This is a genomic window from Luteococcus japonicus (assembly GCF_003752415.1).
GTDB classification, from domain to species: domain Bacteria; phylum Actinomycetota; class Actinomycetes; order Propionibacteriales; family Propionibacteriaceae; genus Luteococcus; species Luteococcus japonicus.
This window is the reverse complement of sequence record NZ_RKHG01000001.1, coordinates 1,084,113-1,107,979: the sequence shown is the minus strand read 5'-3', so window position 1 is coordinate 1,107,979 and position 23,867 is coordinate 1,084,113. Positions and strand designations below refer to the sequence as shown.

Genomic DNA, 23,867 nt, shown 5'->3' with positions numbered 1-23,867 from the left:
GCCCCCGGGCGACTCAGTCAAGACAAGTACTCAGACATTTGAAGTTTCCTGAACCAACAGGAGAAAGAGAACCAACGTGCTGGACGTGAACTTCTACGACGAGCTCCGGATTGGCCTGGCTGTTGCCGACCAGATCCGCGAGTGGTCGCACGGCGAGGTCAAGAAGCCGGAGACCATCAACTACCGCACCCTGAAGCCCGAGCGCGACGGCCTCTTCTGCGAGAAGATCTTCGGCCCCACCCGGGACTGGGAGTGCAACTGCGGCAAGTACAAGCGCGTGCGCTTCAAGGGCATCATCTGCGAGCGTTGTGGCGTCGAGGTCACCCGCTCGAACGTGCGACGCGAGCGGATGGGCCACATCGAGCTGGCCGCCCCAGTGACCCACATCTGGTACTTCAAGGGTGTTCCGTCCCGGCTGGGCTACCTGCTGGACATCGCCCCGAAGGACCTGGAGAAGGTCATCTACTTCGCGGCCTACATGATCACCGCCGTCGACGAGGATGCCCGTCACCGCGACCTGCCCTCCCTGGAGGCCAAGGTCGAGAACGAGCGCAAGCAGCTCGAGAAGCGCCGTGATGCGGACATCGAGGCGCGGATGGCCAAGCTCGAGGCTGACATGGAGCAGCTCGAGAGCGAGGGCGCCAAGGCCGACATCAAGAACAAGGTCAAGAACGGGGCGGAGAAGGAGCTCAAGCAGCTTCGCGACCGCAGCCAGCGCGAGCTGGACCGTCTTGACGCCGTGTGGACTCGCTTCAAGAGCCTCAAGGTGCAGGACCTCGAGGGAGACGAGATCCTCTACCGCGAGATGAAGAGCCGTTTCGGCAAGTACTTCGAGGGCTTCATGGGTGCCGAGGCGATCAAGCGTCGCCTGGCCACCTTCGACCTGATCGCCGAGGCCGAGAACCTGAAGAACACGATCCAGACCGGCAAGGGCCAGCGCAAGACCCGCGCCCTGAAGCGCCTCAAGGTGGTCTCGGCCTTCCTCGACGGCCGGAACTCGCCCGCTGGCATGGTGCTGGACGCCGTCCCGGTCATTCCGCCGGACCTGCGTCCGATGGTGCAGCTGGACGGTGGCCGCTTCGCGACCTCCGACCTCAACGACCTGTACCGCCGCGTGATCAACCGCAACAACCGTCTGAAGCGTCTGCTCGACCTCGGTGCTCCCGAGATCATCGTGAACAACGAGAAGCGCATGCTGCAGGAGGCCGTGGACTCGCTCTTCGACAACGGTCGTCGTGGTCGCCCGGTGACGGGCCCCGGCAACCGCCCGCTCAAGTCCATCAGCGACATGCTGAAGGGCAAGCAGGGTCGTTTCCGCCAGAACCTGCTGGGCAAGCGCGTCGACTACTCGGGCCGTTCGGTCATCTGCGTCGGTCCGCAGCTCAAGCTGCACCAGTGCGGTCTGCCCAAGGCCATGGCCCTGGAGCTGTTCAAGCCCTTCGTGATGAAGCGCCTGGACGACCTCAACTACGCGCAGAACATCAAGAGCGCCAAGCGCATGGTGGAGCGTCAGCGTCCCCAGGTGTGGGATGTCCTCGAAGAGGTCATCAAGGAGCACCCGGTGCTGCTGAACCGCGCACCAACGCTGCACCGTCTGGGCATCCAGGCCTTCGAGCCCCAGCTGATCGAGGGCAAGGCCATCCAGCTGCACCCGCTGGTCTGCACCGCCTTCAACGCCGACTTCGACGGCGACCAGATGGCCGTGCACCTGCCGCTGTCCGCCGAGGCCCAGGCCGAGGCGCGCATCCTGATGCTGTCGACGAACAACATCCTGAAGCCGGCCGACGGTCGCCCCGTCACGCTGCCGACCCAGGACATGATCATCGGCATGTACTTCCTCACGCAGGAGCGTGAGGGTGTGGGCACCGGCAAGTCCTACAGCTCCATCGCGGAGGCCCTGATGGCCTTCGACCGCAAGGAGCTGATGATGGGTTCGCGGATCAAGCTGCGCCTGACCGACGTGGTGGCGCCCGAGGGCACCCCGGTCCGTCCTGACGGCTCCGTGCTCCTGGACACCACGCTGGGCCGCGCGCTCTTCAACGAGGCGCTGCCGGATGACTACGGTTTCATCAACGAGACCGTGGGCAAGAAGCAGCTGGGTGCCATCGTCAACGACCTGGCCGAGCGCTACCCCAAGGTCGAGGTCGGCCGCACCCTGGACAACCTGAAGGACCTCGGTTTCCACTGGGCCACCCGCTCCGGTGTGACCGTGTCCATCGGTGACGTCCAGACGCCGCCGAACAAGCCGGAGATCATTGCCGGTTATGACGCGAAGGCCGCCAAGATCGACAAGCTCTACGAGCGTGGCGCGGTGACCGAGGACGAGCGTCGTCAGGAACTGATCCAGATCTGGACCGACGCAACGGCCGAGCTGACCGCTGCCATGGAGCGCAACTTCACCGAGACCAACCCCATCTTCATGATGGTGGCCTCGGGCGCTCGAGGAAACATGACCCAGATGCGTCAGATCGCCGCCATGCGTGGCCTGGTGGCGAACCCGAAGGGCGAGATCATCGCCCGACCCATCAAGTCGAACTTCCGTGAGGGCCTCTCGGTCCTGGAGTACTTCATCTCCACGCACGGTGGTCGTAAGGGTCAGGCCGACACGGCTCTTCGTACCGCTGACTCGGGTTACCTGACCCGTCGTCTGGTGGACGTCAGCCAGGACGTGATCATCCGTGAGGAGGACTGCGGCACCGAGCGTGGCCTGAACAAGAACATCGCCGAGGTCGACGAGACCGGTGCGCTGCGGATCCTGGGCAATGTCGAGACCGCGGTCTACGCCCGCACCCTGGCCGTCGACGGTGTCGACGAGCAGGGCAATGTGGTGGTGCCCGCCGGTACCGACCTGGGTGACCTCGAGATCACGGCGCTGGTCGAGGCCGGTGTCTCGAAGGTCAAGGTCCGTTCGGTGCTCACCTGTGAGGCCGCCACCGGAACCTGCGCCATGTGCTACGGCCGTTCGCTGGCCACCGGCAAGCTGGTCGACGTCGGCGAGGCCGTCGGTATCGTCGCCGCCCAGTCGATTGGTGAGCCCGGTACCCAGCTGACGATGCGTACCTTCCACACCGGTGGTGTGGCCGGTGATGACATCACCCAGGGTCTGCCGCGTGTCGTCGAGCTCTTCGAGGCGCGTCAGCCCAAGGGCAAGGCGCCGATGGCCGAGGCCGCTGGTCGGGTCACGATCGAGGAGGGCGACCGTTCGCGCAAGCTCGTCATCAAGCGCGACGATGGCCAGGAGGACCTCGAGTACCCGGTGCCGCGTCGTGCGCGCCTCGACTTCGAGGATGCCAATGGCGTGAAGCACTCGGTCACCGACGGCGTGCACGTCGAGGCCGGCCAGCAGTTGACGGCCGGCACCCTGGATCCCCAGGACGTGCTGCGTGTTCGTGGTGTCCGCAAGGTGCAGGAGCACCTCGTGGACGAGGTCCAGAAGGTCTATGGCACCCAGGGCGCCCCGATCCACGACAAGCACATCGAGATCATCATCCGTCAGATGCTGCGTCGTATCACGGTCATCGATTCCGGTGACACCGCGATGATGCCGGGCGAGCTGGTGGACCGTGCGACCTACGAGAGCCAGAACCGCAAGGCTCTGGCCGAGGGCGCCAAGCCCGCGGAGGGTCGTCCGGTGCTGATGGGCATCACGAAGGCCTCGCTGGCCACCGAGTCGTGGTTGTCGGCGGCCTCCTTCCAGGAGACCACCAAGGTCCTGACCGACGCCGCCATCCACGGCAAGTCGGACTCGCTGGTGGGCCTGAAGGAGAACGTGATCCTGGGCAAGCTGATCCCGGCCGGCACCGGTCTGGAGCGCTACCGCAACATCCGCGTGGAGCCGACGGCCGAGGCGAAGGCGACTGCCTTCACCATGAGCTACGACCCGTTCGACTACGACTTCGGGTCGGGCACTGGCGCGGCTGTTCCGCTCGAGGACCTGGACTTCGGCGACATGCGCTGATTCCATCCGTCATGGCGACCCACGGGGGCGTCTCCCTCCGGGGAGGCGCCCCCGTGTCGTTCCTGGCCCCTCGTGCTGGCACCCGGCTTCCCCGGGCCTGTGGCGGGGCTCTGGGCCCCTCGGGGAGCCTCTCGACGGGATAGCGTGGGCCCATGCGCATCCTCTCGGTGAACGTCGGCCAGCCACGCGAGGATCTGGGGGGCTATGGGATCCCGACGGGACACGACAAGAGGCCCGTCGAGTGCATCCGTGTCAGCGACCCCGGTCCTCGCACGCCGGACGGACCGCGCTCCTCGGGCGTGGAAGGTGACTTCGTCGGGGATCGCCGGAACCATGGCGGCACGGACAAGGCCGTCTACGCCGTCGGGCGCGAGGACCTGGACCTGTGGGGAGAACGGCTCGGTATGACGCTGGGTGCGGGGTGGATGGGGGAGAACCTCACGACTGTCGGGCGTGACCTCAATGCGTGCGTGGTGGGGGAGCGGTGGCGCATCGGCGACGTGCTGCTCCAGGTGAGCGTTCCCCGGATTCCCTGCCGGACCTTCCAGCGGGTGGTGGGCCGTCCCGGCTGGATCAAGGAGTTCACCCAGGCTGGGGGAGCGGGCACCTATTTGCGGGTGCTGCAGCCCGGTCTGCTGGAGCCGGGCATGTCTGTGGAGGTCGTCGAGGTGCCTGCGCACGGAGTCACGATGCGTGAGGCCTTCTGGGCGCGCACCACCCGGCCGGACCTGGCCAACCGCGTGTTGACTGCGGCGGACTTCCTCGCGTCGGATCTCCGGGAGAAGTTGGAGGCCCGGGTCACCACTGACCTGAGCTGAGTCCGGACGGCCCGCGTTTTGACCCGACGCCGCAGGTCGACTAGATTTGGTACCTGTGCTCGATCAGATCGGGCCTTTGTGCGTGCCCTGGCAGTGGGGTCGGACTCCTAAACGTTGCGAGGAGGACGACAACGGTGCGGAGTTCGCACTGCAGACAACTGCACCAGCTGGGGATAACGGTGGTCCACAACTGTTCGCGCGGTGCTGCAAGCCAGGGTAAGACCATCCAGACAACGAAAGAGATACCAGCCGGTGCCTACAATCCAGCAGCTGGTCCGCAAGGGCCGCACTGACAAGGTCAGCAAGAACAAGACGCCCGCGCTCAAGGGTTCGCCCCAGCGTCGTGGTGTGTGCACTCGCGTGTACACCACCACCCCGAAGAAGCCGAACTCGGCTCTTCGCAAGGTGGCCCGTGTTCGCCTCTCCTCCGGGATCGAGGTGACCGCCTACATCCCCGGCGTGGGCCACAACCTGCAGGAGCACTCGATGGTGCTCGTGCGCGGCGGCCGTGTGAAGGACCTGCCCGGCGTTCGCTACAAGATCATCCGTGGCTCGCTCGACACCCAGGGTGTCAAGGGTCGCAAGCAGGCTCGCAGCCGCTACGGCGCGAAGAAGGAGAAGTAATGCCTCGCAAGGGTCCGGCGCCCAAGCGCCCCATCATCATCGATCCGGTCTACGGTTCGCCGCTGGTCTCCCAGTTGGTCAGCAAGATCCTGCTCGACGGCAAGAAGACCACTGCCCAGGACATCGTCTACACCGCACTGGAGGGCACCCGCGAGAAGACCGGTGTCGATCCCGTGCAGACGCTGAAGCGTGCGCTGGACAACATCAAGCCCTCGCTCGAGGTCAAGAGCCGCCGTGTCGGTGGCGCCACCTACCAGGTGCCGATCGAGGTCAAGCCCGCCCGCGCCACCACGCTGAGCATGCGCTGGCTGGTCGACTACTCCCGCGCCCGTCGCGAGAAGACCATGGCCGAGCGCCTCATGAACGAGATCCTGGACGCCTCGAATGGTCTGGGCGCCTCGGTCAAGAAGCGTGAGGACACCCACAAGATGGCCGAGGCCAACAAGGCATTCGCCCACTACCGCTGGTGATCTTTGGCCCCAGCGCTGGATCTCCGGCGCTGGGGCATTCATCACGTCCGGGGCAGGTAGACTCTCGTCCCGGGCGTTTGTACGTCCAAACCTGTTCAAACCCATTCAAAGATTTGAGGTTGAAGCCCTGTGGCCATCGACTTGAAGACTGACCTGGCCAAGGTCCGCAACATCGGCATCATGGCCCACATCGACGCTGGCAAGACCACCACGACCGAGCGCATCCTGTTCTACACCGGCATCACCCACAAGATCGGTGAGGTGCACGACGGGGCTGCGACCATGGACTGGATGGAGCAGGAGCAGGAGCGTGGCATCACGATCACCTCTGCTGCCACCACGTGCTTCTGGCACGACAGCCAGATCAACATCATCGACACCCCCGGTCACGTGGACTTCACCGTCGAGGTGGAGCGTTCGCTGCGCGTGCTCGACGGTGCCGTCGCCGTGTTCGACGGCGTGGCCGGCGTGGAGCCCCAGTCCCAGACCGTGTGGCGCCAGGCCTCCAAGTACGGCGTGCCGCGCATCTGCTACATCAACAAGCTGGACCGCACCGGTGCGAGCTTCGATCACTGCGTCAAGACGATCCGCGAGCGTCTGATGGCCACTCCGGCCATCACCCAGCTCCCGATCGGTGCCGAGTCCGACTTCATGGGCGTCGTCGACCTGGTCGAGATGAATGCCAAGACCTACCGGGGCGAGACCTCGCTGGGCGAGATGTACGAGGTCGAGGAGATCCCGGCCGACATGCTCGAGCAGGCACAGGCTGCCCGCGCCGAGCTGCTCGAGGTCGCTGCCGAGGCCGACGATGCGCTGATGGAGAAGTACCTCGAGGGCGAGGAGCCCACCATCGAGGAGCTGAAGGCTGCCCTGCGCAAGGGTGTGCTGGCCAACCAGTTCAACGTCGTGGTCTGCGGCACCTCGTTCAAGAACAAGGGCGTGCAGCCCCTGCTTGACGCGGTCGTCGACTACCTGCCCTCCCCGCTGGACGTTCCCGCCATCGACGGCTTCAAGCCCGGCGACGAGTCGGCCGTCCTGGAGCGTCACCCCAACAACGAGGACCCGTTGTCGATCCTGGCCTTCAAGATCGCCGCCGATCCCCACCTGGGCAAGCTGACCTTCATCCGCGTGTACTCCGGCGTCCTGCAGTCCGGCACCCAGGTGCTGAATGCGACCAAGGGCAAGAAGGAGCGCATCGGCAAGATCTACCAGATGCACGCCAACAAGCGTGAGGAGATCGAGGCCATCGGCGCCGGCATGATCGTGGCCGTGATGGGTCTGAAGGACACCACCACCGGTGAGACGCTGTGCGACCCGGCCAACCCGATCATCCTGGAGTCGATGGAATTCCCGGCTCCGGTCATCGAGCAGGCCATCGAGCCGAAGACCAAGTCCGACCAGGAGAAGCTGGGTGTCGCCATCCAGCGTCTGGCCGAGGAGGATCCCACCTTCCGCGTCCACACCGACGAGGAGACCGGCCAGACCATCATCGCCGGCATGGGCGAGCTGCACCTCGAGGTGCTGATCGACCGCATGAAGCGCGAGTTCAAGGTCGAGGCCAACATCGGCAAGCCGCAGGTGGCCTACCGTGAGACCCTGCGCCGTCCGGTGCAGAAGGTCGACTACACCCACAAGAAGCAGTCGGGTGGTTCGGGCCAGTACGCCAAGGTGATCGTGGACCTGGAGCCGCTGGAGCCGGGCTCCGGCTACGAGTTCGTGAACGCCGTCACCGGTGGTCGCATCCCCAAGGAGTACATCCCCGCCGTCGACGCCGGCGTCAAGGATGCCATGCAGTTCGGTGTCCTGGCCGGTTACCCCGTCGAGGACATCCGCGTGACGCTGACCGATGGCGCCTACCACGACGTCGACTCCTCGGAGATGGCCTTCAAGCTGGCTGGCTCGATGGTCTTCAAGGAGGCCGCGCGCAAGGCCGACCCGGCCATCCTGGAGCCCATGATGGCCGTCGAGGTGACCACCCCGGAGGACTACCTGGGTACCGTCATCGGCGACCTGAACTCGCGTCGTGGCCACATCCAGAGCATGGACGAGCTGCACGGCAACCGCGTCGTGCGCGCCCTGGTGCCGCTGAGCGAGATGTTCGGCTATGTCGGCGACCTGCGCTCGAAGACCTCCGGACAGGCCTCGTACTCCATGGAGTTCGACTCCTACGGTGAGACCCCGAAGGCCGTCTCGGACGAGATCGTCGCGAAGGCCCGCGGCGGCGAGTGAGGCTCGGTCCGGGTGGGGCGGTCTTCCCCGGAAGGCCGCTCCACCCGGGTCAGCACCCGGAATCAGTTTGACTATGACGCCGAGGTGCACAAAACTTGGACGGTACCCTTGCACAACCTTGGTTGGCGGGGGCCGAGCCTAGTAAGTCAGGACACGTGGCGGGATCTCCCCGTCGCGGTTTCACCCAGTACGCCCCGCGGAGAGCGTGGCGGCAATCCAGAAGGAGCCCTCAGTGGCAAAGGCCAAGTTCGAGCGGACTAAGCCGCACTGCAACATCGGCACCATCGGACACATCGACCACGGCAAGACCACGCTCACCGCGGCGATCTCCAAGGTGCTCCACGACAAGTACCCGGATCTCAACGAGACCTTCGCTTTCGAGAACATCGACAAGGCTCCCGAAGAGCGCCAGCGTGGCATCACCATCTCGATCGCTCACATCGAGTACCAGACCGAGAAGCGCCACTACGCGCACGTTGACTGCCCCGGCCACGCCGACTACGTCAAGAACATGATCACCGGTGCTGCCCAGATGGACGGCGCCATCCTCGTGGTCGCCGCCACCGACGGCCCCATGCCCCAGACCCACGAGCACGTGCTGCTCGCCCGTCAGGTCGGCGTGCCCGCCATCGTCGTTGCGCTGAACAAGTGCGACATGGTGGACGACGAGGAGCTCATCGAGCTCGTCGAGATGGAGGTCCGCGAGCTGCTGTCCTCGCAGGAGTTCGATGGCGACGACTGCCCCGTCGTGCGCGTGTCGGCCTTCCAGGCCCTGCAGGGTGACGCCAAGTGGGCCGAGAGCATCCTCGAGCTGATGAACGCTGTCGACGAGTACATCCCGCAGCCCGAGCGCGAGACCGACAAGCCCTTCCTGATGCCCGTTGAGGACGTCTTCACGATCACCGGTCGTGGCACCGTCATCACCGGTCGTATCGAGCGCGGCATCGTCAAGACCGGCGAGACCGTCGACATCATCGGCATCCGCGAGGACAAGCAGAGCAGCACCGTCACCGGTGTTGAGATGTTCCGCAAGATCCTCGACGAAGGTCGCGCTGGCGAGAACGTCGGCCTGCTGCTCCGCGGCACCAAGAAGGAAGACGTCGAGCGTGGCATGTGTGTCATCAAGCCCGGCTCGACCACCCCTCACACCGATTTCGAGGGTTCCGTCTACGTGCTGACCAAGGAGGAGGGTGGCCGTCACAAGCCGTTCTTCTCGAACTACTCGCCCCAGTTCTACTTCCGTACCACGGACGTGACCGGCGTCGTCCAGCTGCCCGAGGGCACCGAGATGGTCATGCCTGGTGACAACACCGACATGACTGTTCACCTGAACAAGCCCGTCGCCATGGAGGACGGCCTGAAGTTCGCCATCCGTGAGGGTGGGCGTACCGTCGGTGCCGGCCGCGTGACCAAGATCGTCAAGTGACCCTTCGTCACTGATCTGGTCGGGCGACACCTGATCAACCCAGTGGGCCCCGATCCGCAAGGATCGGGGCCCACTGTCGTTTTCCCCAGCATTGGGTTTTGCGGGAAGATGACATGAGAAGGGCCACGCACCGTGACGGTGCGTGGCCCTCGTGTCACCTGCTCAACAGGAGCAGCGGGTCACTCCGGGATGGTGAAGACCTGGCCGGGGTAGATCAGGTCGGGGTTCTTCACACCATTGGCGCGCGCGATGTCCATGTAGTTGACGCCGAACTTGGAGCCGATCTCGGAGAGTGTGTCGCCGGGCTTCACCGTGTAGGTGCGCTTGGGCTGGGCGGCCTGGGCGGCGTTGGCCTTCTGCTTGGCTTCGGTATCGGCCTTCGCCTCGGCGGCGGCCTTCTGGTCGGCTGCGGTCTTTGCCTGGGCGGCTGCGTCGGCCTTGGCCTTCTCCTCGGCCTCTGCCTTGGCGCGAGCCTCGGCCTCCGCCTTCTCCTTGGCGTCCAGCTCGGTCTGGGCAACGGCTGCGGTGGCCTCGTTGGAGGCCTGCTCACGATCTATCCGCGCCTGCTCCTCGGGGATGATCGGGGCCTGTACCTCGGGGGCGTCGGCGGCCTCGTCGTGCTTGCCGGTCAGCTTGTCCTTGATCTCGTCGAACAGTCCCATGGTCCTTCTTCCTGTTGCGGGGCCCCGCAGCGGGGGGCGCGTGGTCCAGAATTAGCCCTTCCAGGTGTGGCGCGTCCGGAGAAGCCTGGCGCTTACGCCCCCGGCGGAATGGGTCAGTCCCTCACCAGGAGTGCGACGGGGGCATGGTCCAGCAGCTCGCGGAGCAGCACCCGTCCCGAGAAGGTGGCGGGGTCCGGGCGCAGGGCGTCCCCCCACGAGCCGTCCAGCACCAGTTCGGTGTCCCGCCAGCCACCCGCCTGGGCCAAGGAGGCGGGAAGCCGAGTTGCGCAGGCCAGCACCCCGTCACGTTCGAAGGCCACCAGGTGCCCCGCGGCGGGGCCATCGGCGTCAACTGGGCGATAGCCGGTGAACGATTCCGGCCGGTCGCGGCGCAGTCGCAGCACCGCCGCCACCAGGTGCTGCTTGAAGGCGGGGTCCTCCCAGTCAGAGATGTGGCGGGCCAACAGGCCGCGCAGGTGCTCGTGGTCCACCGGCCGGCGATTGTCGGGGTCCACCAGCGAGTCCTCCCAGACCTCCGTGCCCTGGTAGACATCGGGAATGCCCGGCATGACCAGCTGTACCAGCTTCTGGGAGAGGCTGTTGGAGCGAGCGGGGGAGTCCAGGGCGCTGGTCAGTTCATCCCAGGCCCCACGGATCTCCGGATGGGAATGGGCCGTCTCGATGGCCTCGTGCACGCGGGCCTCGAAGGCGGCATCGGGCTCCATCCAGCTGGTGGCCAAGCCCGCCTCACGCATGGCCTTCTCCGCGTACTGGTGGAGCCGCTCGGGGGCGGCGACGGGACCGGTGCCGGCGAGGGTCTGCGCCAGCAGGTGGGCAAAGGTGGGTTCGGGGATGGCGGTGTGACGGCCGAAGGTGTCGGCAAAACGGGTCCATGGCCCACGCAGCTCGGAGAGCGCCGCGAGCCGGGCCCTCACGTCCTCCCCCCGCTTGGTGTCATGGGTGGACAGCGCGGTCATGGATTCCGGCATCCTCTGCTCCCGCCGCTGCATGGCAGCGTGAAAGGTGTTCAGGCCGGTGCCGAAGCTGGCGGGATGCCCGCCCACCTCGTTCAGCGCGACGAAGCGGTTGGCGCGGTACCAGGCCGTGTCCTCCACGCCCTTGGCCATCACCGCCCCGGAGAGCTGCTGGAAGCGCCGCGCGGCCTCGCGGTCGACGTCGAGCAGCTGCCCCTCCAGGACATCAAGGGCGGGGCCCAGATCTGGCGCGTCATGGCGGGTGGTGGCCAGGGCCTCGGTGAGTGCCTCATCGTGCTCCGGCAGGTAGGTGCGGTAGACCGGCATCCGCGCGGCAAGTTCGTGCAGGGCGTCACGCAGCAGCTCGGGATCCACGTCGCCCGCGTCAAGCAGGGCCAGCAGGCGACGCGTCTCGGCCCCGAACAGGGTGCGTGCCACCTCCAGCTTGCCAGCGAGCACGTGTTGCTCGACGTCGAGTTCGTCCCCGGTGCGGCGCTGGTAGTCGGTGGTGAAGAATTCCTCGGCGCTGGGATCGACGAAGAGCTGGTTGACCTCTGTCATCGCGTCATAGCCCGTGGTGCCGTCGACCTGCCATTCGGGCAGTTCCTCGCCATGTTCGAGGATCTTCTCCGCGACGATCCATGCTTCGGGTGCCAGTTGGTGGAGCCGTTCGAAGTACTGCTTCGGATCGACCAGACCATCGGGATGATCCACTCGCAGCCCATCGATGCCGTCTTCGCGGACCATCCGCGCGATGCGTTCGTGGGTTGCCTCGAAGACCTGCTGGTCTTCCACGCGAACCCCGGCCAGCGTCGAGACGGTGAAGAAGCGCCGATGGGTCAGCAGGTCGTTGCCGTCCACGCCGGGAACCAGGCGGTAGTGCTGTCGATCATGGACCACCCGAGGATCCCCGCCCGCCCCTGCGGTGCCCCGTGCGACGGGGAAGCGGTGCTCGTAGAAGGACAGCTCGCGTCCGTCCTCGGACAGCTCCAGACGGTCGAGGTCGTCCGCGTTGCCCAACACGGGCAGGGCGATCCTGTCGGCGGACCAGTCGATGTCGAACCATGCGGCGTGTGGCGAGGCAGGCCCCTCGGCCAGCACACTCCACCACGCGGGGTTCTCCCAGGCATGGGCAATGCCCAGATGGTTGGGGACGATGTCCATCACGATGCCCAAGCCCTTGTCCCGGGCCGTCGCCACGAGCTCGCGCCACCCCTCCTCGCCGCCGCGCTGCTCGTCGACGGTGGTGGGATCGGTCACGTCATAGCCGTGGTTGGAGCCGGCTGTCGAGGTCAGGACGGGGGAGAGGTAGACGGCCCCCACCCCGAGGTCGGCCAAGTAGTCAAGCACGCGGGCGGCGTCCTGCAGGCGGAAGTCCGGCGTGATCTGGAGACGATACGTGGAGGTGGGCTTCATGCCACCGAGCCTAGTGGGCGCGGCACGAGTGGAGCCGGGTCTCGGCGGCGGTTCCGCTGTCGGCGGGACGGCTACCGTTGAGGCATGAGCCTTTCCGATGCGGCTGGTGGCCGTGCCAGCCGGAGCCACGACGAGGTTCCCACCTCGCGGGGCATGGCCCGAGTTCTGGACGACCTGGTGACCATTCCCGGGACCCGGATCACCCTCGGTGCGGATGCCCTGGTGGGACTGGTCCCGGGGGTGGGGGATGCCGCCACCACGGCGATGGCCAGCATCATCCTGTTCGATGCCGTCCGCGCCCGGGTCCCCTTGCCCGTCCTGGCGAGGATGGTCGCCAACTGCGGCCTGGACGCCCTGCTGGGGCAACTCCCACTCGTCGGAGACCTCGCGGACATCGGCTTCAGGTCCAACCGCAAGAACCTGCGGCTTTTGGACCGGGCCCTGACGGATCCTCGACGGGCCGAAGCCAGCAGCGTGGCCTACCTGGTCAGCGCGGTGGTCATGGTCCTGGTGGCGGTGGCCGTCATGGTGGCGGCGACCCTCTTCGCCCTGTGGTGGGTGGCCAGGATGCTCGAGCTCCTGTGAGGACTACTTGCCCTGCTTCTTCTGGGCAGCGGCCCACTCGTCGCGCAGACCCACGGTGCGGTGGAAGTGCATCGGCTGGTCCGGGTCGACGGCGAAGTAGCCGGTGCGCTCGAACTGCACCACTTCGCCCGGGGCGGACTCGGCCAACGCGGGCTCGACCTTGCACCCCGTGAGCAGCTCCCTGCTGGACGGGTTGAGGTCGTCGAGTGCCTCGCCAGTGGCCTCGCCCGGGATTCGGGTGGTGAACAGCCGTTCGTAGAGCGCCACCGTTGCGTCGAGGGCGTGCGGAGCGGAGACCCAGTGCATCGTGGACTTCACCTTGCGGCCGTCGGGGGCATCGCCCCCACGCGTCTCGGGATCATAGCTGGCAAGAACCTCCACCACATTGCCCTGCTCGTCCTTGACGACGTCGTGGGCCTTGACGAAGTAGGCACCGCGCAGCCGGACCTCGCGGTCCAGCGTGAGCCGGAAGTACTTGGGCGGCGGCACCTCGGCGAAGTCCTCCTGTTCGATGAACAGGCTCCCGGTGAAGGGCATCGAGCGCAGCCCGTCCTCGGCACGCTCGGGATTGTTGGTGACCTCGAAGTACTCGACCACCGGTTCGCCATTGGCGTCGACGGGCCAGTTGGTCAGCGTCAGCTTCAGCGGCCGCAGTACGGCCATCCGGCGCTGGGCGGTCTGGTTGAGTTCGCGTCGCACGAAGGACTCGAATTCCTCGATCGCCTTGACCGAGTTGTTTCGGGTGGTGCCGATCGCCAGCATGAAGTTGCGGATGGCGGCGGCGGGGTAGCCGCGACGGCGCATGCCGCGCAGGGTGGGCATCCGGGCATCATCCCAGCCGTCCACCAGACCGTCCTCCACCAGCTTCTTGAGGCGACGCTTCGAGGTCACGGTGTGGGTGAGCTCGAGCCGGGCGAACTCCATCTGACGGGGCCTGTCGCCGGTCAGGGGCAGGTGCTCCAGGAACCAGTCGTAGAGCGGGCGGTGTGCATCGAACTCGAGGCTGCACAGCGAATGCGTGACGCCCTCAATGGCATCGCTCTGGCCGTGGGCCCAGTCATAGGTGGGGTAGATGCACCATGCGTCACCGGTGTTGTGGTGGCGTGCGTGGCGGATCCGGTACATCACCGGGTCGCGCAACCACATGTTCTCGGCGGCCATGTTGATCTTGGCGCGCAGGCAGCGGGACCCATCGGGGAACTCGCCGGCCCGCATCCGGCGCAGCAGGTCCAGGCTCTCGGCGGCAGGACGGTCGCGGAAGGGGGAGTTGGTTCCGGGTTCCCCGAAGCCGCCCTTCTGGGCGCTGATCGTCTCGCCGTCCTGGTCATCGACGAAGGCAAGCCCCTGCTCGACCAGATATTCAGCCCACAGGTAGAGCTGCTCGAAGTAGTCGCTGGCGTGCACCGTCACGCCGGGGGTGTAGCCCAGCCATGCGATGTCGTCCTTGATGGAGTCGACGTACTCGGTCTCTTCGGTGCCGGGATTCGTGTCGTCGAGGCGAAGATTGCAGACGCCGTCGAAGTCCTCGGCGACGCCGAAGTTCTGCACGATGGCCTTGGCATGGCCGACGTGCAGGTAGCCATTGGGTTCCGGAGGGAAGCGGGTCTGCACCCGAGAGCCGTAGGTGCCCTGCTCGTTGTCGCGGCGGATTGCGTCGCGGATGAAGTCATTGGCAGGCACAGCGGGTTCGGGCGCACTCATGGCGGCCAAACTAGCATGCGCGACCACCCTTCCTGGCGGGCGGTGAGAGGCCATCACCGCGGTAGGCTTGCCCGCATCATGACTGAAGCCATCTCCACTCCGAAGACCGCTGATCCTCTGGCACCTGCGCGTCTGCGTGTGGCACCCTCGCCCACTGGGGACCCGCACGTCGGCACCGCCTACATGGCTCTGTTCGACAAGGCCTGGGCCCGGCGAACCGGCGGTGCCTTCGTGCTGCGCATCGAGGACACCGACCAGGCGCGTCTGGTGCCCGGCTCGGAGGGGCAGATCTACGACAGCCTGGAGTGGCTCGGGCTGGCCCCCGATGAGGGGCCGCAGCAGGGTGGCAGCTTCGGGCCGTACCGCCAGTCGGAGCGCCTGGACACCTACCGGCCCTTCGTCGAGCAGCTGATCGCCGACGGTCACGCCTACTACTGCTGGTGCAGCTCGGAACGGTTGAAGGAGATGCGCGAGCAGCAGCAGGCCGCCAAGGCCGACGTGATCGGCTACGACCGGCTCTGCCTGGGAAAGACCAAGGAGGAGCGCGCGCAGCTGCCCGGCTTCCAGGAGACACCGGTGGTGCGGATGCTCGTCCCCGACGACGTGGAACTCACCTTCGACGACCTCATCAACGGATCGACCGCGGCCCCACGCCCCGATGACCAGGTCATCCTGAAGACCGACGGCTTCCCGACCTACCACATGGCCGTCGTCGTGGACGACCACCTGATGGGGATCACCCACGTCGTGCGTGGGCAGGAGTGGATCAGCTCCACGCCCAAGCACTTGCTGCTCTACAAGTGGCTGGGGCTCCCGGCGCCGCGCTTTGCGCACATGCCGCTGATCCGCAACACGGACAAGTCCAAGATCAGCAAGCGCAAGAACCCTGCGGCGCGTCTCACCTGGTTCCGCGAACAGGGCTATCTTCCCGAGGCGCTCCTCAACTTCTTGATGTTGCTGGGATATCCGCCCGTGGTCGAGGGCGAGGAGGTGCAGAGCTTCGAGCAGTTCGTGGCGGCTTTCGACTGGACCAAGATCAACTCTGGTGGTCCGGTCTTCGACATGGACAAGCTGAACTGGCTCAACGGTCACTACATCCGCACCATGCCGGCGGAGGACCTGGCGGCCCGGATCGAGACTTGCTGGGCCGAGCAGGGCCAACCGGCGCTGGACGACGAGGCGCGTCGCCTGCTGGTGGGCGCGACCCCGCTCATCCAGGAGCGGATGGTCACCCTGGCCGAGGCCAAGGACAAGCTCGCCTTCCTGTTCGCGGAGGATGCGAGCATCAGCGCACCCGACGAGGTCGTGGCCAAGCTCGCGGACAATGCCCCCGATGCGCTCGACGCGGCCCTGTCCGCGCTGGAGGGGCTGGAGCCCTTTGACGCGGAGACGATCCAGGCTTCCTTGCGCGCCAAGCTCGTGGATGACCTGGGCATCAAGCCCAAGTTCGCCTTCGCGCCGGTGCGGGTGGGCATCACGGGCAGCAATGTCAGCCCACCGCTGTTCGAGTCGATGGAACTGCTGGGGCACGACTCCTCGATCAAGCGGCTGCGCAACTTCCGCGCCTCGCTGTGAGACCTCAGGTCAACTTCTTGAGCGAGGTCTGCCAGCCGAGTTCGCTCACCTGCGCGAGGTAGAGCTCCGCGCAGGCGAGCGCGTCAGTGAGTGCCTCGTGGGCCTGGTAACGGGGCAGTCCGTACTGTTGCCGGGCGCTCCACAGGCGCAGTGATCCCGGCGGCGGCTCGTCGTCGAAGCCCTGGCTTAGCAACCGGTGCTGCAATTGCATCGTGTCGACGCAGGTCAGGGGGACGGCTTGGCCCCAGACCTGCCGCATGGCACGCGTCAGGAAGTCGTTCTCGATCACCGCGTGGTGCGCCAGCAGGACCCTGCCGGCCAAGGCCTCGAGCAATCGGGTGAGCGCCTCCTCCAGCTCGACCCCGGCAGCCAGGGCGTCGTCGGTGATGCCGTGGACGGTGGCACTCTGACCCACCTCGGCCGTGGAGCGCACCACATGGTGGCCCGCGCCACCCAGGGGGATGGTCGAGCCATCCACCGGGACGAAGCCGATGCTCAGCAGGCGATCCGTCGTGGCGTCCAGCCCAGTGGTCTCGACGTCCACGGCGAGCAGCCGCAGCTGGTCGGCCGTAGTCGAGGGCGGGGGAGCGGGCCTCTGGGCGAAGGCCCTGAGGGGGCCGTCGGGCAGGCTGTCGGCCAGGCCCTCCAGTGTGGGCTTCCTGCGGAACAGTGCCATCTTCCTGTCCCGTCAGTTCATCAGGTGGGTCTGGTAGGCATAGGAGAGGCCCTCCTGCGCCGTGCGGATCAAGGAGAAGGCGTCCTTGAGGTGTCGCCGGTCGAAGGAGGACAACTCGTCCGCCCGCACCACGTTGTCCACCGGGCGTTGCTCGCGCGCCTGACGGTTCTGGTGGGCCAGACGCACATGACCGATGAACTCGAAGGCGTCGGCCAGCTCGTCCAGGCTGCTTGCCCCGGTGGCCTGTGCGGCGGCGTGCAGCCGGTCCAAGGTGCCCACTGCGTCCAACCCATGGGCGAGCGCATGCACCCTGGCCAGTTCGATGATCGCGTGCAGGCCCTCACCCTTCAGGTCGAAGCTCTCGCTCTGGTCGCCACGGCGGGCCAGGACCACCCCGCGGAAGAATCCCACCGGTGGCTGGCGCTCGACGGCCTGGGCCGCGAGCTGACCGAGGAAGCGTTGGGCGCCCGGGGTCAGTGACAGGGCATCGCGTCGTACCTGCTCCAGAAGCAGCGGGTCCCCGTGCACGGTGCGCGCGTCGAAGAAGATCTGGCTGTGCAGGACGGCGTCAGGATGTGGCTCGTTGATCCACCGGGAGAACTGGACCTGCCACTGGGGGACCGTCAGGCGCCAGGCCGGATTGCTGGCCATCACATCACCGTCGCAGAGCCGGTAGCCGCAGCGAGCGAGGCCGTCGGTCACCCGCGAGGCAAGGTCCGAGAACCACTGTTGGGCGGCTTCGTCCAGATTCGTGTCCTCCAGTACCAGGGCGTGGTCCTGGTCGGAGCCGATGCTGAGCTCCCGTCGGGCCTGTGAGCCCAGGGTGATCCAGCTCCAGGCGCAGGGAGGCGGCCCCAGTTCGTCCTGGGCCAGCGAGATCAGGCGACGGGTGAACCCGTCGGCCACGGTGGTGAGCAGCCGGTAGATGTCGGCCGCGGAGGCATCCTGGCGCAGCAATTGGTCCACCAGCAGGGCCGTACGCCCAGACAGCGCGGCCAGGGAGTCCACGTCATGCTGTTTGGCAATGGTGCCGACCAGGAAGACGGGGTCCGCCTGCTGCAGCCGCATGATGTCCCCAGAGCTCACCATGCCCACCAGCCGGCCGCGGTCCACCACCGGAAGGTGGTGCACCCCCCGGCTGGTCATCTCCAGCAGGGCCTCGAAGGCCTGGAGATCGGGTGAGACCCGGATGGGGTCCCGGGTCATCACGTGCTCCAGGGGCAGGCTGCTGTCCACTCCCGCGGCCACCACCTTGGAGCGCAGGTCCCGGTCCGTGATGATGCCCACCAGGCCCTCCTGCTCCACCACCGGTAGCGCGGAGACGCGGTGGGTGGTCATCAGCTGGGCCGCCTCCGCAATCGTGATGTGACTGGGGGCCGTGACCAGACGGCGGGAGGTCATCTCGTCGAGCCGCATGCGCAGCCAGGCCGCGGACCGGTCCTCGGCAGTCTGCTTCACGGCAACCGCATGGCGCAGCCGGTCGCGGCCGAGCTCGGCGTAGTAGGTCCTGATGGCCGGATGGTGTTCGACGAGGTGGGTAAAGACCTCGGCGCCCATCACGAGCAGCAATGTGTCCTCTATCGTCGTGATCGTGTAGAGAGATCCGGAACGGGAGAGCAGCGACGAGGCTCCGAAACTCCCGCCCACCTCGGTGCGCTCCACGAGGGCACCGGCGGCATCGACGATGTCCACCGCACCGGACCGCACGATGTACAGCACGTTGTTGGGTTGACCTGCCGTGAGCAGTTGGGTTCCGCGCCGGTGGTAGCGGATCTGCAGCCGGCTGGGCAATTGGCCCAGAACGCTGGCCGGCAGGCTGGCGAAGGGCTCGTGGGCGGCCAGGAAGGCGCGCACCTCGGCAAGTTCGACGTCCATCACAACTCCTTCGTCGTGGTGGGCCGGGGCGGGCCCTTGGCGCCACAGCCTGCCATCCTCGGGCGGGGGAGGGAAGGGGCGACGCCGATTTTGCTTCACAAGCCTCGACATGACAGACTTAACAAGTTGCTCCGATGGAGTTGGCGTGATGCGTTCTGGTGCAGTCCCGTTCAGGGCTTGTGTGAGGACACAGCGCACCGGTCCTGGGCAGTCGCCGTGTGAACGGAACTGAGGAGAGCACCACACAACGAAAAAGAGCGTTTGTGAGTGCCCGATACAGTTGCGACACACCCGACCGCGGGGGTCGGTGGTGGGAAGTGAAAATCCCTTGTGGGAGACGCTTGAACACCACGACATCAGAGAGCATGCCGAGGCCCGCCGGGTCATCGGCCGCGAAGCCGGAATCCTCCGGACAAAGCTTGGACGAGTAGAAGGAACAACTGTGGCGGGACAAAAGATCCGCATCAGGCTCCGTGCCTATGACCACGAGGTCATCGACTCGTCGGCGCGCAAGATCGTCGACACGGTGACCCGTACGGGTGCCAAGGTTGCTGGCCCGGTGCCGCTGCCGACCGAGAAGAACGTGTTCTGTGTGATCCGTTCGCCCCACAAGTACAAGGACAGCCGCGAGCACTTCGAGATGCGTACCCACAAGCGGCTCATCGACATCCTCGATCCCACCCCGAAGACTGTTGATTCGCTGATGCGTCTCGACCTTCCGGCCGGTGTGGACATCGAGATCAAGCTCCCGTGAGGTCCGTGAACATGACTAACGAACGCAAGGTGAAGGGCCTGCTGGGCACCAAGCTCGGCATGACCCAGCTGTGGGACGACAACAACAAGGTCGTTCCCGTGACCGTGATCCAGGCCGGCCCCTGTGTCGTGACCCAGATGCGCACCCCCGAGATCGACGGCTACAACGCCGTCCAGCTCGGCTTCGGTGCCGTCAAGGCCAAGAAGGTGACCAAGCCCGTGGGCGGTCACTTCGAGAAGGCGGGCGTCACCCCGCGCAAGCACCTGATGGAGCTGCGCACCGCCGACGCCTCCGAGTACACGCTCGGCCAGGAGATCACCGCTGAGGCCTTTGCCGCCACCGACGTCGTCGACGTCACCGGCGTGAGCAAGGGCAAGGGCACCGCTGGTGTCATGAAGCGCCACGGCTTCAAGGGCCTGCGCGCATCGCACGGTGTGCACCGCAAGCACCGTTCGCCCGGTTCCATCGGCGGCTGCTCGACCCCAGGTCGCGTGTTCAAGGGCATGCGCATGGCTGGTCGTATGGGCGTCGACAAGGTCACCGTGCAGAACTTGACCATCCACGCTGTCGACGCTGAGCGCGGCCTGATCCTGGTTCGCGGTGCGATCCCGGGCAACAAGGGCTCGCTGGTCGTCGTTCGCAGCGCCGCCAAGAAGGGTGATGTCGCATGAGCGAGTCGCTGAAGGTCGACGTCCTCGGCGTCGACGGCAAGAAGTCGGGCACCGCTGAGCTCCCCTCCGAGCTCTTCGACGTGCAGACCAACATCCCGCTGATCCACCAGGTTGTCGTGGCCCAGCAGGCTGCTGCTCGCCAGGGCACCCACTCCACCAAGACCCGCGGTGAAGTCCGCGGCGGTGGCATCAAGCCCTGGCGCCAGAAGGGCACCGGCCGCGCCCGTCACGGCTCGCGTCGTTCGCCCATCTGGGTCGGCGGTGGCACCGTGCACGGCCCGCAGCCCCACGGCTACGCGCAGCGCACCCCCAAGAAGATGATCGCCGCCGCGATCCGTGGCGCACTGTCGGACCGCGCCCGTGACGGCCAGGTCTTCGTGCTGGACCAGATCGTGACCGGCGAGAAGCCGTCCACGAAGGCCGCACTGCAGGCCATCAAGAGCGTCGGCGACGTCACCAAGCTGCTGGTTGTCCTGGACCGTTCCGAGAGCATCGCCTGGCTGAGCCTGCGCAATGTCCCCACGGTGCACGTCCTGGCCGTTGACCAGCTCAACGCCTACGACATCCTGGTCAACGACGGCGTGGTCTTCACCAAGACCGCCCTGGACGCCTACACCGCTGGTCCTGCCAAGGGCAAGAGCGTGAAGGCAGTGGCCACCGAGTCCGAGGCTGCCGCAGAGGAGACCCAGAAGTGACCGAGTCCGTGAAGATCCGCGACCACCGCGACATCCTGCTCGCGCCCGTCGTGAGCGAGAAGAGCTACGGCCTGCTGGACGAGAACAAGTACACCTTCCTCGTCGCCCCGCACGCCAACAAGACCGAGATCAAGATCGCCGTTGAGTCGATCTTCGATGTCAAGGTCACCAATGTGAACACGATCAACCGCAAGGGCAAGACGCGTCGCACCCGCTTCGGCATGGGCAAGCGTCCAGACACCAAGCGCGCGATCGTGACCGTGGCCGAAGGCCAGCGCATCGACATCTTTGGAGGTCCGGTCGCCTGACCGGACGTTCGCTGAGACAAGGAAACTGAGACCTCATGGGTATCCGTAAGTACAAGCCGACTACGCCGGGCCGTCGCGGCTCGAGCGTCGCCGACTTCGTCGAACTGACTCGTTCCACGCCGGAGAAGTCGCTGCTGGCCCCCAAGCCGAAGACCGGCGGCCGCAACAACTCGGGCCGTATCACCACGCGTCACATTGGTGGTGGCCACAAGCAGGCGTACCGCATCATCGACTTCAAGCGTTACGACAAGGACGGCGTTCCGGCCAAGGTCGCTCACATCGAGTACGACCCCAACCGCACCGCCCGCATCGCCCTGCTGCACTACGCAGACGGCGCCAAGCGTTACATCATCGCTCCCCAGGGCCTGGCCCAGGGCGCGACGGTGACCGCTGGGGAGGGCGCTGACATCAAGCCCGGCAACAACCTGCCGCTGCGCAACATCCCCGTCGGCACCACGGTGCACGCGGTGGAGATGCGCCCCGGTGGCGGCGCCAAGCTCGGCCGTTCGGCCGGCGCGGCGATCCAGCTGGTCGCCCGCGAAGGCAAGTACGCCACCCTGCGCATGCCCTCGGGCGAAATGCGCATGGTTGACGTGCGTTGCCGCGCAACCGTTGGTGCTGTCGGCAATGCCGAGCAGTCCAACATCAATTGGGGCAAGGCCGGCCGCAGCCGCTGGAAGGGCGTTCGCCCGACCGTGCGTGGTGTGGTCATGAACCCGATCGACCACCCGCACGGTGGTGGCGAGGGCCGTACCTCGGGTGGTCGCCACCCGGTGTCGCCCTGGGGCAAGCCTGAGGGTCGCACCCGCGACAAGAACAAGGCGAGCAGCCGCCTCATCATTCGTCGCCGCAAGTCCGGCAAGAAGCGCTGATTGGGAGCTTGAACAATGCCTCGTAGTTTGAAGAAGGGTCCCTTCGTCGACGAGCACCTGACCAAGAAGGTCGATGCTCAGAACGAAAAGGGAACCAAGAATGTCATCAAGACCTGGTCGCGCCGTTCGATGATCGTGCCCGACATGCTGGGTCACACCATCGCCGTCCACGACGGTCGCAAGCATGTCCCGGTCTTCGTGACCGAGTCCATGATCGGCCACAAGCTGGGCGAGTTCGCTCCGACGCGTACCTTCAAGGGTCACGTCAAGGACGACAAGAAGGCGCGCCGCCGCTGAGCGGGCGAGACAAGGAACTGATCAAACAATGAGCAACAACGAAAGCCGGCCCAGCCGTCGCGCTGCCCTGCTCGGGGATCGTCCTGGCTCGTACGCGATTGCGCGTCACGTCCGGATGAGCCCGACCAAGGTTCGTCGCGTCGCCGACCTGGTGCGTGGGATGGGTGTCAATGACGCCCTCGTCACGCTGAAGTTCGCCCCGCAGGCTGCCAGTGATCCCGTCTACAAGGTGGTGGCCTCGGCCGTCGCCAATGCGGAGAACTCCGAGAGCCTGCGTGCCGATGACCTCCACGTCTCGCAGATCTTCGTGGACGAGGGCGTGACCTTGCGTCGCATTCGCCCCCGCGCCAAGGGTTCCGCGAGCCGCATCCTCAAGCGCGCCAGCCACATCACCGTGGTTGTCGAGCCCAAGAGCAACAAATCCGCCGCAACTGAGAGCAAGAAGGGAGCCTGAGCATGGGCCAGAAGATCAACCCGCATGGCTTCCGCCTCGGCATCACCACAGACCACAAGACCCGTTGGTACGCCGAGAAGCAGTACGCGGCCTTTGTTGGTGAAGACGTCAAGATCCGCCAGTACCTCCTCAAGAACCTGGAACGCGCTGGTATCTCCTCGATCGAGATCGAGCGTCGTTCCGAGCGCGTGACCATCTTCCTGTACGCCGCTCGTCCGGGCATCGTCATCGGCCGCAATGGCGCCGAGGCGGAGCGTGTTCGTGGCGCACTGGAGAAGCTGACCGGAAAGCAGATCCAGCTGAACATCCTCGAGGTCAAGAACCCCGAGATCGATGCGCAGCTGGTTGCCCAGGGCGTCGCCGAGCAGCTGGGGGCCCGCGTTGCCTTCCGTCGTGCGATGCGCAAGGCGCAGCAGACCGCGATGCGTTCCGGTGCCCAGGGCATCCGTATCAAGTGCTCTGGCCGTCTTGGTGGCGCCGAGATGAGCCGTTCCGAGGGTTACCGCGAGGGCCGCGTGCCCCTGCACACCCTGCGTGCGGACATCGACTACGGCTTCTACGAGGCCCGGACCACCTTCGGTCGCATCGGCGTCAAGGTGTGGATCTACAAGGGCGACGTGACCGGTACCAGGGCCGAGCGCGCTGCGCAGAAGGCCGCCCGTGCCGCCGCTCCCGGCGCCAACCGTCGTGGGGGACGTCGTCCCGAGCGCGGTGGCCGTCCCGAGCGCGGTGGACGCCGTCGCGCCGAGGAGGCGCGCAATGACAACAACGCCGATGCCCCCAAGGCCGAGTCCAAGGCCCCGGCGACCGAGAACGCAGGAGCCTGA

21 protein-coding genes are annotated in these 23,867 nt (G+C 66.2%); 16 read left to right on the top strand and 5 right to left on the bottom strand.

The genetic code is table 11. The annotated features are described in order from the left end of the window. Positions 1-76: 76 nt before the first annotated feature. The 6 genes from EDD41_RS05440 (at position 77) to tuf (ending at position 9,525) form a co-directional block, all read left to right on the top strand. Positions 77-3,958, top strand: a complete 3,882-nt coding sequence (locus EDD41_RS05440) for a DNA-directed RNA polymerase subunit beta' (protein WP_123575207.1) — start codon at positions 77-79, stop codon at positions 3,956-3,958. Between the two features lie 152 nt (positions 3,959-4,110). Further along, positions 4,111-4,776 carry an MOSC domain-containing protein gene (locus EDD41_RS05435; RefSeq protein ID WP_123575206.1) on the top strand — a complete coding sequence of 222 codons (666 nt, stop codon included), beginning with the start codon at positions 4,111-4,113 and terminating at the stop codon, positions 4,774-4,776. 252 nt (positions 4,777-5,028) lie between these two features. Further along, a complete protein-coding gene (rpsL, locus tag EDD41_RS05430) occupies positions 5,029-5,400 on the top strand; it encodes a 30S ribosomal protein S12 (protein WP_077340453.1) in 372 nt (123 codons plus the stop codon). Continuing rightward, positions 5,400-5,870, top strand: coding sequence for a 30S ribosomal protein S7 (rpsG, locus tag EDD41_RS05425; RefSeq protein ID WP_123575205.1), 471 nt, complete (start codon positions 5,400-5,402; stop codon positions 5,868-5,870). Before rpsL ends, rpsG begins: the two co-directional genes overlap by 1 nt. Positions 5,871-6,050: 180 nt before the next feature. Continuing rightward, positions 6,051-8,099 carry an elongation factor G gene (gene fusA, locus EDD41_RS05420; RefSeq protein ID WP_245995723.1) on the top strand — a complete coding sequence of 683 codons (2,049 nt, stop codon included), beginning with the start codon at positions 6,051-6,053 and terminating at the stop codon, positions 8,097-8,099. Positions 8,100-8,331: 232 nt separating this feature from the next. Further along, a complete protein-coding gene (gene tuf, locus EDD41_RS05415) occupies positions 8,332-9,525 on the top strand; it encodes an elongation factor Tu (RefSeq protein WP_094763859.1) in 1,194 nt (397 codons plus the stop codon). A gap of 179 nt (positions 9,526-9,704) precedes the next feature. On the opposite strand, the gene EDD41_RS05410 is transcribed toward tuf, so the two are convergent. After that, positions 9,705-10,187 carry a LysM peptidoglycan-binding domain-containing protein gene (locus EDD41_RS05410; RefSeq protein ID WP_123575203.1) on the bottom strand — a complete coding sequence of 161 codons (483 nt, stop codon included), beginning with the start codon at positions 10,185-10,187 and terminating at the stop codon, positions 9,705-9,707. A gap of 113 nt (positions 10,188-10,300) precedes the next feature. Further along, positions 10,301-12,577, bottom strand: coding sequence for a malto-oligosyltrehalose synthase (treY, locus tag EDD41_RS05405; RefSeq protein ID WP_094763861.1), 2,277 nt, complete (start codon positions 12,575-12,577; stop codon positions 10,301-10,303). Positions 12,578-12,661: 84 nt separating this feature from the next. On the opposite strand from treY, the gene EDD41_RS05400 reads away from it, so the two are divergent. Beyond that, positions 12,662-13,162 (top strand): DUF4112 domain-containing protein, encoded by a 501-nt coding sequence (locus EDD41_RS05400; RefSeq protein WP_211336592.1) that lies wholly within the window; start codon positions 12,662-12,664, stop codon positions 13,160-13,162. Positions 13,163-13,165: 3 nt separating this feature from the next. Here the strand turns inward: EDD41_RS05400 and EDD41_RS05395 are convergent, their stop codons facing one another. Then, positions 13,166-14,863 (bottom strand): glutamine--tRNA ligase/YqeY domain fusion protein, encoded by a 1,698-nt coding sequence (locus EDD41_RS05395; RefSeq protein WP_123575201.1) that lies wholly within the window; start codon positions 14,861-14,863, stop codon positions 13,166-13,168. Between the two features lie 183 nt (positions 14,864-15,046). Here EDD41_RS05395 and gltX point away from each other — a divergent pair, with 183 nt between their 5' ends. Continuing rightward, positions 15,047-16,438: a glutamate--tRNA ligase gene (gene gltX, locus EDD41_RS05390; protein WP_245995722.1), complete on the top strand. Its 1,392-nt coding sequence runs from the start codon at positions 15,047-15,049 to the stop codon at positions 16,436-16,438. 4 nt (positions 16,439-16,442) lie between these two features. On the opposite strand, the gene EDD41_RS05385 is transcribed toward gltX, so the two are convergent. Together EDD41_RS05385 and EDD41_RS05380 are read right to left on the bottom strand one after the other, a co-directional pair. Next, positions 16,443-17,114, bottom strand: coding sequence for an exonuclease domain-containing protein (locus tag EDD41_RS05385; RefSeq protein WP_123575199.1), 672 nt, complete (start codon positions 17,112-17,114; stop codon positions 16,443-16,445). Between the two features lie 12 nt (positions 17,115-17,126). Continuing rightward, positions 17,127-18,989: a DUF294 nucleotidyltransferase-like domain-containing protein gene (locus EDD41_RS05380; protein WP_170165256.1), complete on the bottom strand. Its 1,863-nt coding sequence runs from the start codon at positions 18,987-18,989 to the stop codon at positions 17,127-17,129. A 442-nt stretch (positions 18,990-19,431) separates the two neighbouring features. On the opposite strand from EDD41_RS05380, the gene rpsJ reads away from it, so the two are divergent. Genes rpsJ through rpsC form a run of 8 tightly spaced genes read left to right on the top strand, consistent with a single transcriptional unit; the run spans position 19,432 to position 23,867 of the window. Further along, complete coding sequence (rpsJ, locus tag EDD41_RS05375) at positions 19,432-19,743, top strand: 30S ribosomal protein S10 (protein WP_015071250.1); 312 nt, start codon at positions 19,432-19,434, stop codon at positions 19,741-19,743. Between the two features lie 11 nt (positions 19,744-19,754). Continuing rightward, positions 19,755-20,414 (top strand): 50S ribosomal protein L3, encoded by a 660-nt coding sequence (gene rplC, locus EDD41_RS05370; RefSeq protein ID WP_123575197.1) that lies wholly within the window; start codon positions 19,755-19,757, stop codon positions 20,412-20,414. Next, positions 20,411-21,109, top strand: coding sequence for a 50S ribosomal protein L4 (gene rplD, locus EDD41_RS05365; RefSeq protein ID WP_094763867.1), 699 nt, complete (start codon positions 20,411-20,413; stop codon positions 21,107-21,109). The genes rplC and rplD overlap by 4 nt, the downstream gene beginning before the upstream one ends. Further along, a complete protein-coding gene (gene rplW, locus EDD41_RS05360; RefSeq protein WP_211336591.1) occupies positions 21,106-21,417 on the top strand; it encodes a 50S ribosomal protein L23 in 312 nt (103 codons plus the stop codon). Before rplD ends, rplW begins: the two co-directional genes overlap by 4 nt. Before the next feature lie 35 nt (positions 21,418-21,452). Continuing rightward, a complete protein-coding gene (rplB, locus tag EDD41_RS05355) occupies positions 21,453-22,289 on the top strand; it encodes a 50S ribosomal protein L2 (RefSeq protein WP_094763868.1) in 837 nt (278 codons plus the stop codon). Positions 22,290-22,304: 15 nt separating this feature from the next. Next, positions 22,305-22,586 (top strand): 30S ribosomal protein S19, encoded by a 282-nt coding sequence (gene rpsS, locus EDD41_RS05350; protein WP_094763869.1) that lies wholly within the window; start codon positions 22,305-22,307, stop codon positions 22,584-22,586. 28 nt (positions 22,587-22,614) lie between these two features. After that, positions 22,615-23,040, top strand: a complete 426-nt coding sequence (rplV, locus tag EDD41_RS05345) for a 50S ribosomal protein L22 (protein ID WP_123575196.1) — start codon at positions 22,615-22,617, stop codon at positions 23,038-23,040. Positions 23,041-23,042: 2 nt separating this feature from the next. Next, complete coding sequence (rpsC, locus tag EDD41_RS05340) at positions 23,043-23,867, top strand: 30S ribosomal protein S3 (protein WP_094763871.1); 825 nt, start codon at positions 23,043-23,045, stop codon at positions 23,865-23,867.

What these genes read in the sequence shown, in the direction of transcription:
- EDD41_RS05435 (WP_123575206.1), top strand. Translation starts at nt 4,111, where the DNA reads ATGCGCATCCTCTCGGTGAACGTCGGCCAGCCACGCGAGGATCTGGGG.
- rpsG (WP_123575205.1), top strand. Translation starts at nt 5,400, where the DNA reads ATGCCTCGCAAGGGTCCGGCGCCCAAGCGCCCCATCATCATCGATCCG.
- fusA (WP_245995723.1), top strand. Translation starts at nt 6,051, where the DNA reads ATGGCCCACATCGACGCTGGCAAGACCACCACGACCGAGCGCATCCTG.
- EDD41_RS05410 (WP_123575203.1), bottom strand. Translation starts at nt 10,187, where the DNA reads ATGGGACTGTTCGACGAGATCAAGGACAAGCTGACCGGCAAGCACGAC.
- treY (WP_094763861.1), bottom strand. Translation starts at nt 12,577, where the DNA reads ATGAAGCCCACCTCCACGTATCGTCTCCAGATCACGCCGGACTTCCGC.
- EDD41_RS05400 (WP_211336592.1), top strand. Translation starts at nt 12,662, where the DNA reads ATGAGCCTTTCCGATGCGGCTGGTGGCCGTGCCAGCCGGAGCCACGAC.
- EDD41_RS05395 (WP_123575201.1), bottom strand. Translation starts at nt 14,863, where the DNA reads ATGAGTGCGCCCGAACCCGCTGTGCCTGCCAATGACTTCATCCGCGAC.
- gltX (WP_245995722.1), top strand. Translation starts at nt 15,047, where the DNA reads ATGGCTCTGTTCGACAAGGCCTGGGCCCGGCGAACCGGCGGTGCCTTC.
- EDD41_RS05385 (WP_123575199.1), bottom strand. Translation starts at nt 17,114, where the DNA reads ATGGCACTGTTCCGCAGGAAGCCCACACTGGAGGGCCTGGCCGACAGC.
- EDD41_RS05380 (WP_170165256.1), bottom strand. Translation starts at nt 18,989, where the DNA reads ATGGACGTCGAACTTGCCGAGGTGCGCGCCTTCCTGGCCGCCCACGAG.
- rplC (WP_123575197.1), top strand. Translation starts at nt 19,755, where the DNA reads ATGACTAACGAACGCAAGGTGAAGGGCCTGCTGGGCACCAAGCTCGGC.
- rplD (WP_094763867.1), top strand. Translation starts at nt 20,411, where the DNA reads ATGAGCGAGTCGCTGAAGGTCGACGTCCTCGGCGTCGACGGCAAGAAG.
- rplB (WP_094763868.1), top strand. Translation starts at nt 21,453, where the DNA reads ATGGGTATCCGTAAGTACAAGCCGACTACGCCGGGCCGTCGCGGCTCG.
- rpsS (WP_094763869.1), top strand. Translation starts at nt 22,305, where the DNA reads ATGCCTCGTAGTTTGAAGAAGGGTCCCTTCGTCGACGAGCACCTGACC.
- rplV (WP_123575196.1), top strand. Translation starts at nt 22,615, where the DNA reads ATGAGCAACAACGAAAGCCGGCCCAGCCGTCGCGCTGCCCTGCTCGGG.
- rpsC (WP_094763871.1), top strand. Translation starts at nt 23,043, where the DNA reads ATGGGCCAGAAGATCAACCCGCATGGCTTCCGCCTCGGCATCACCACA.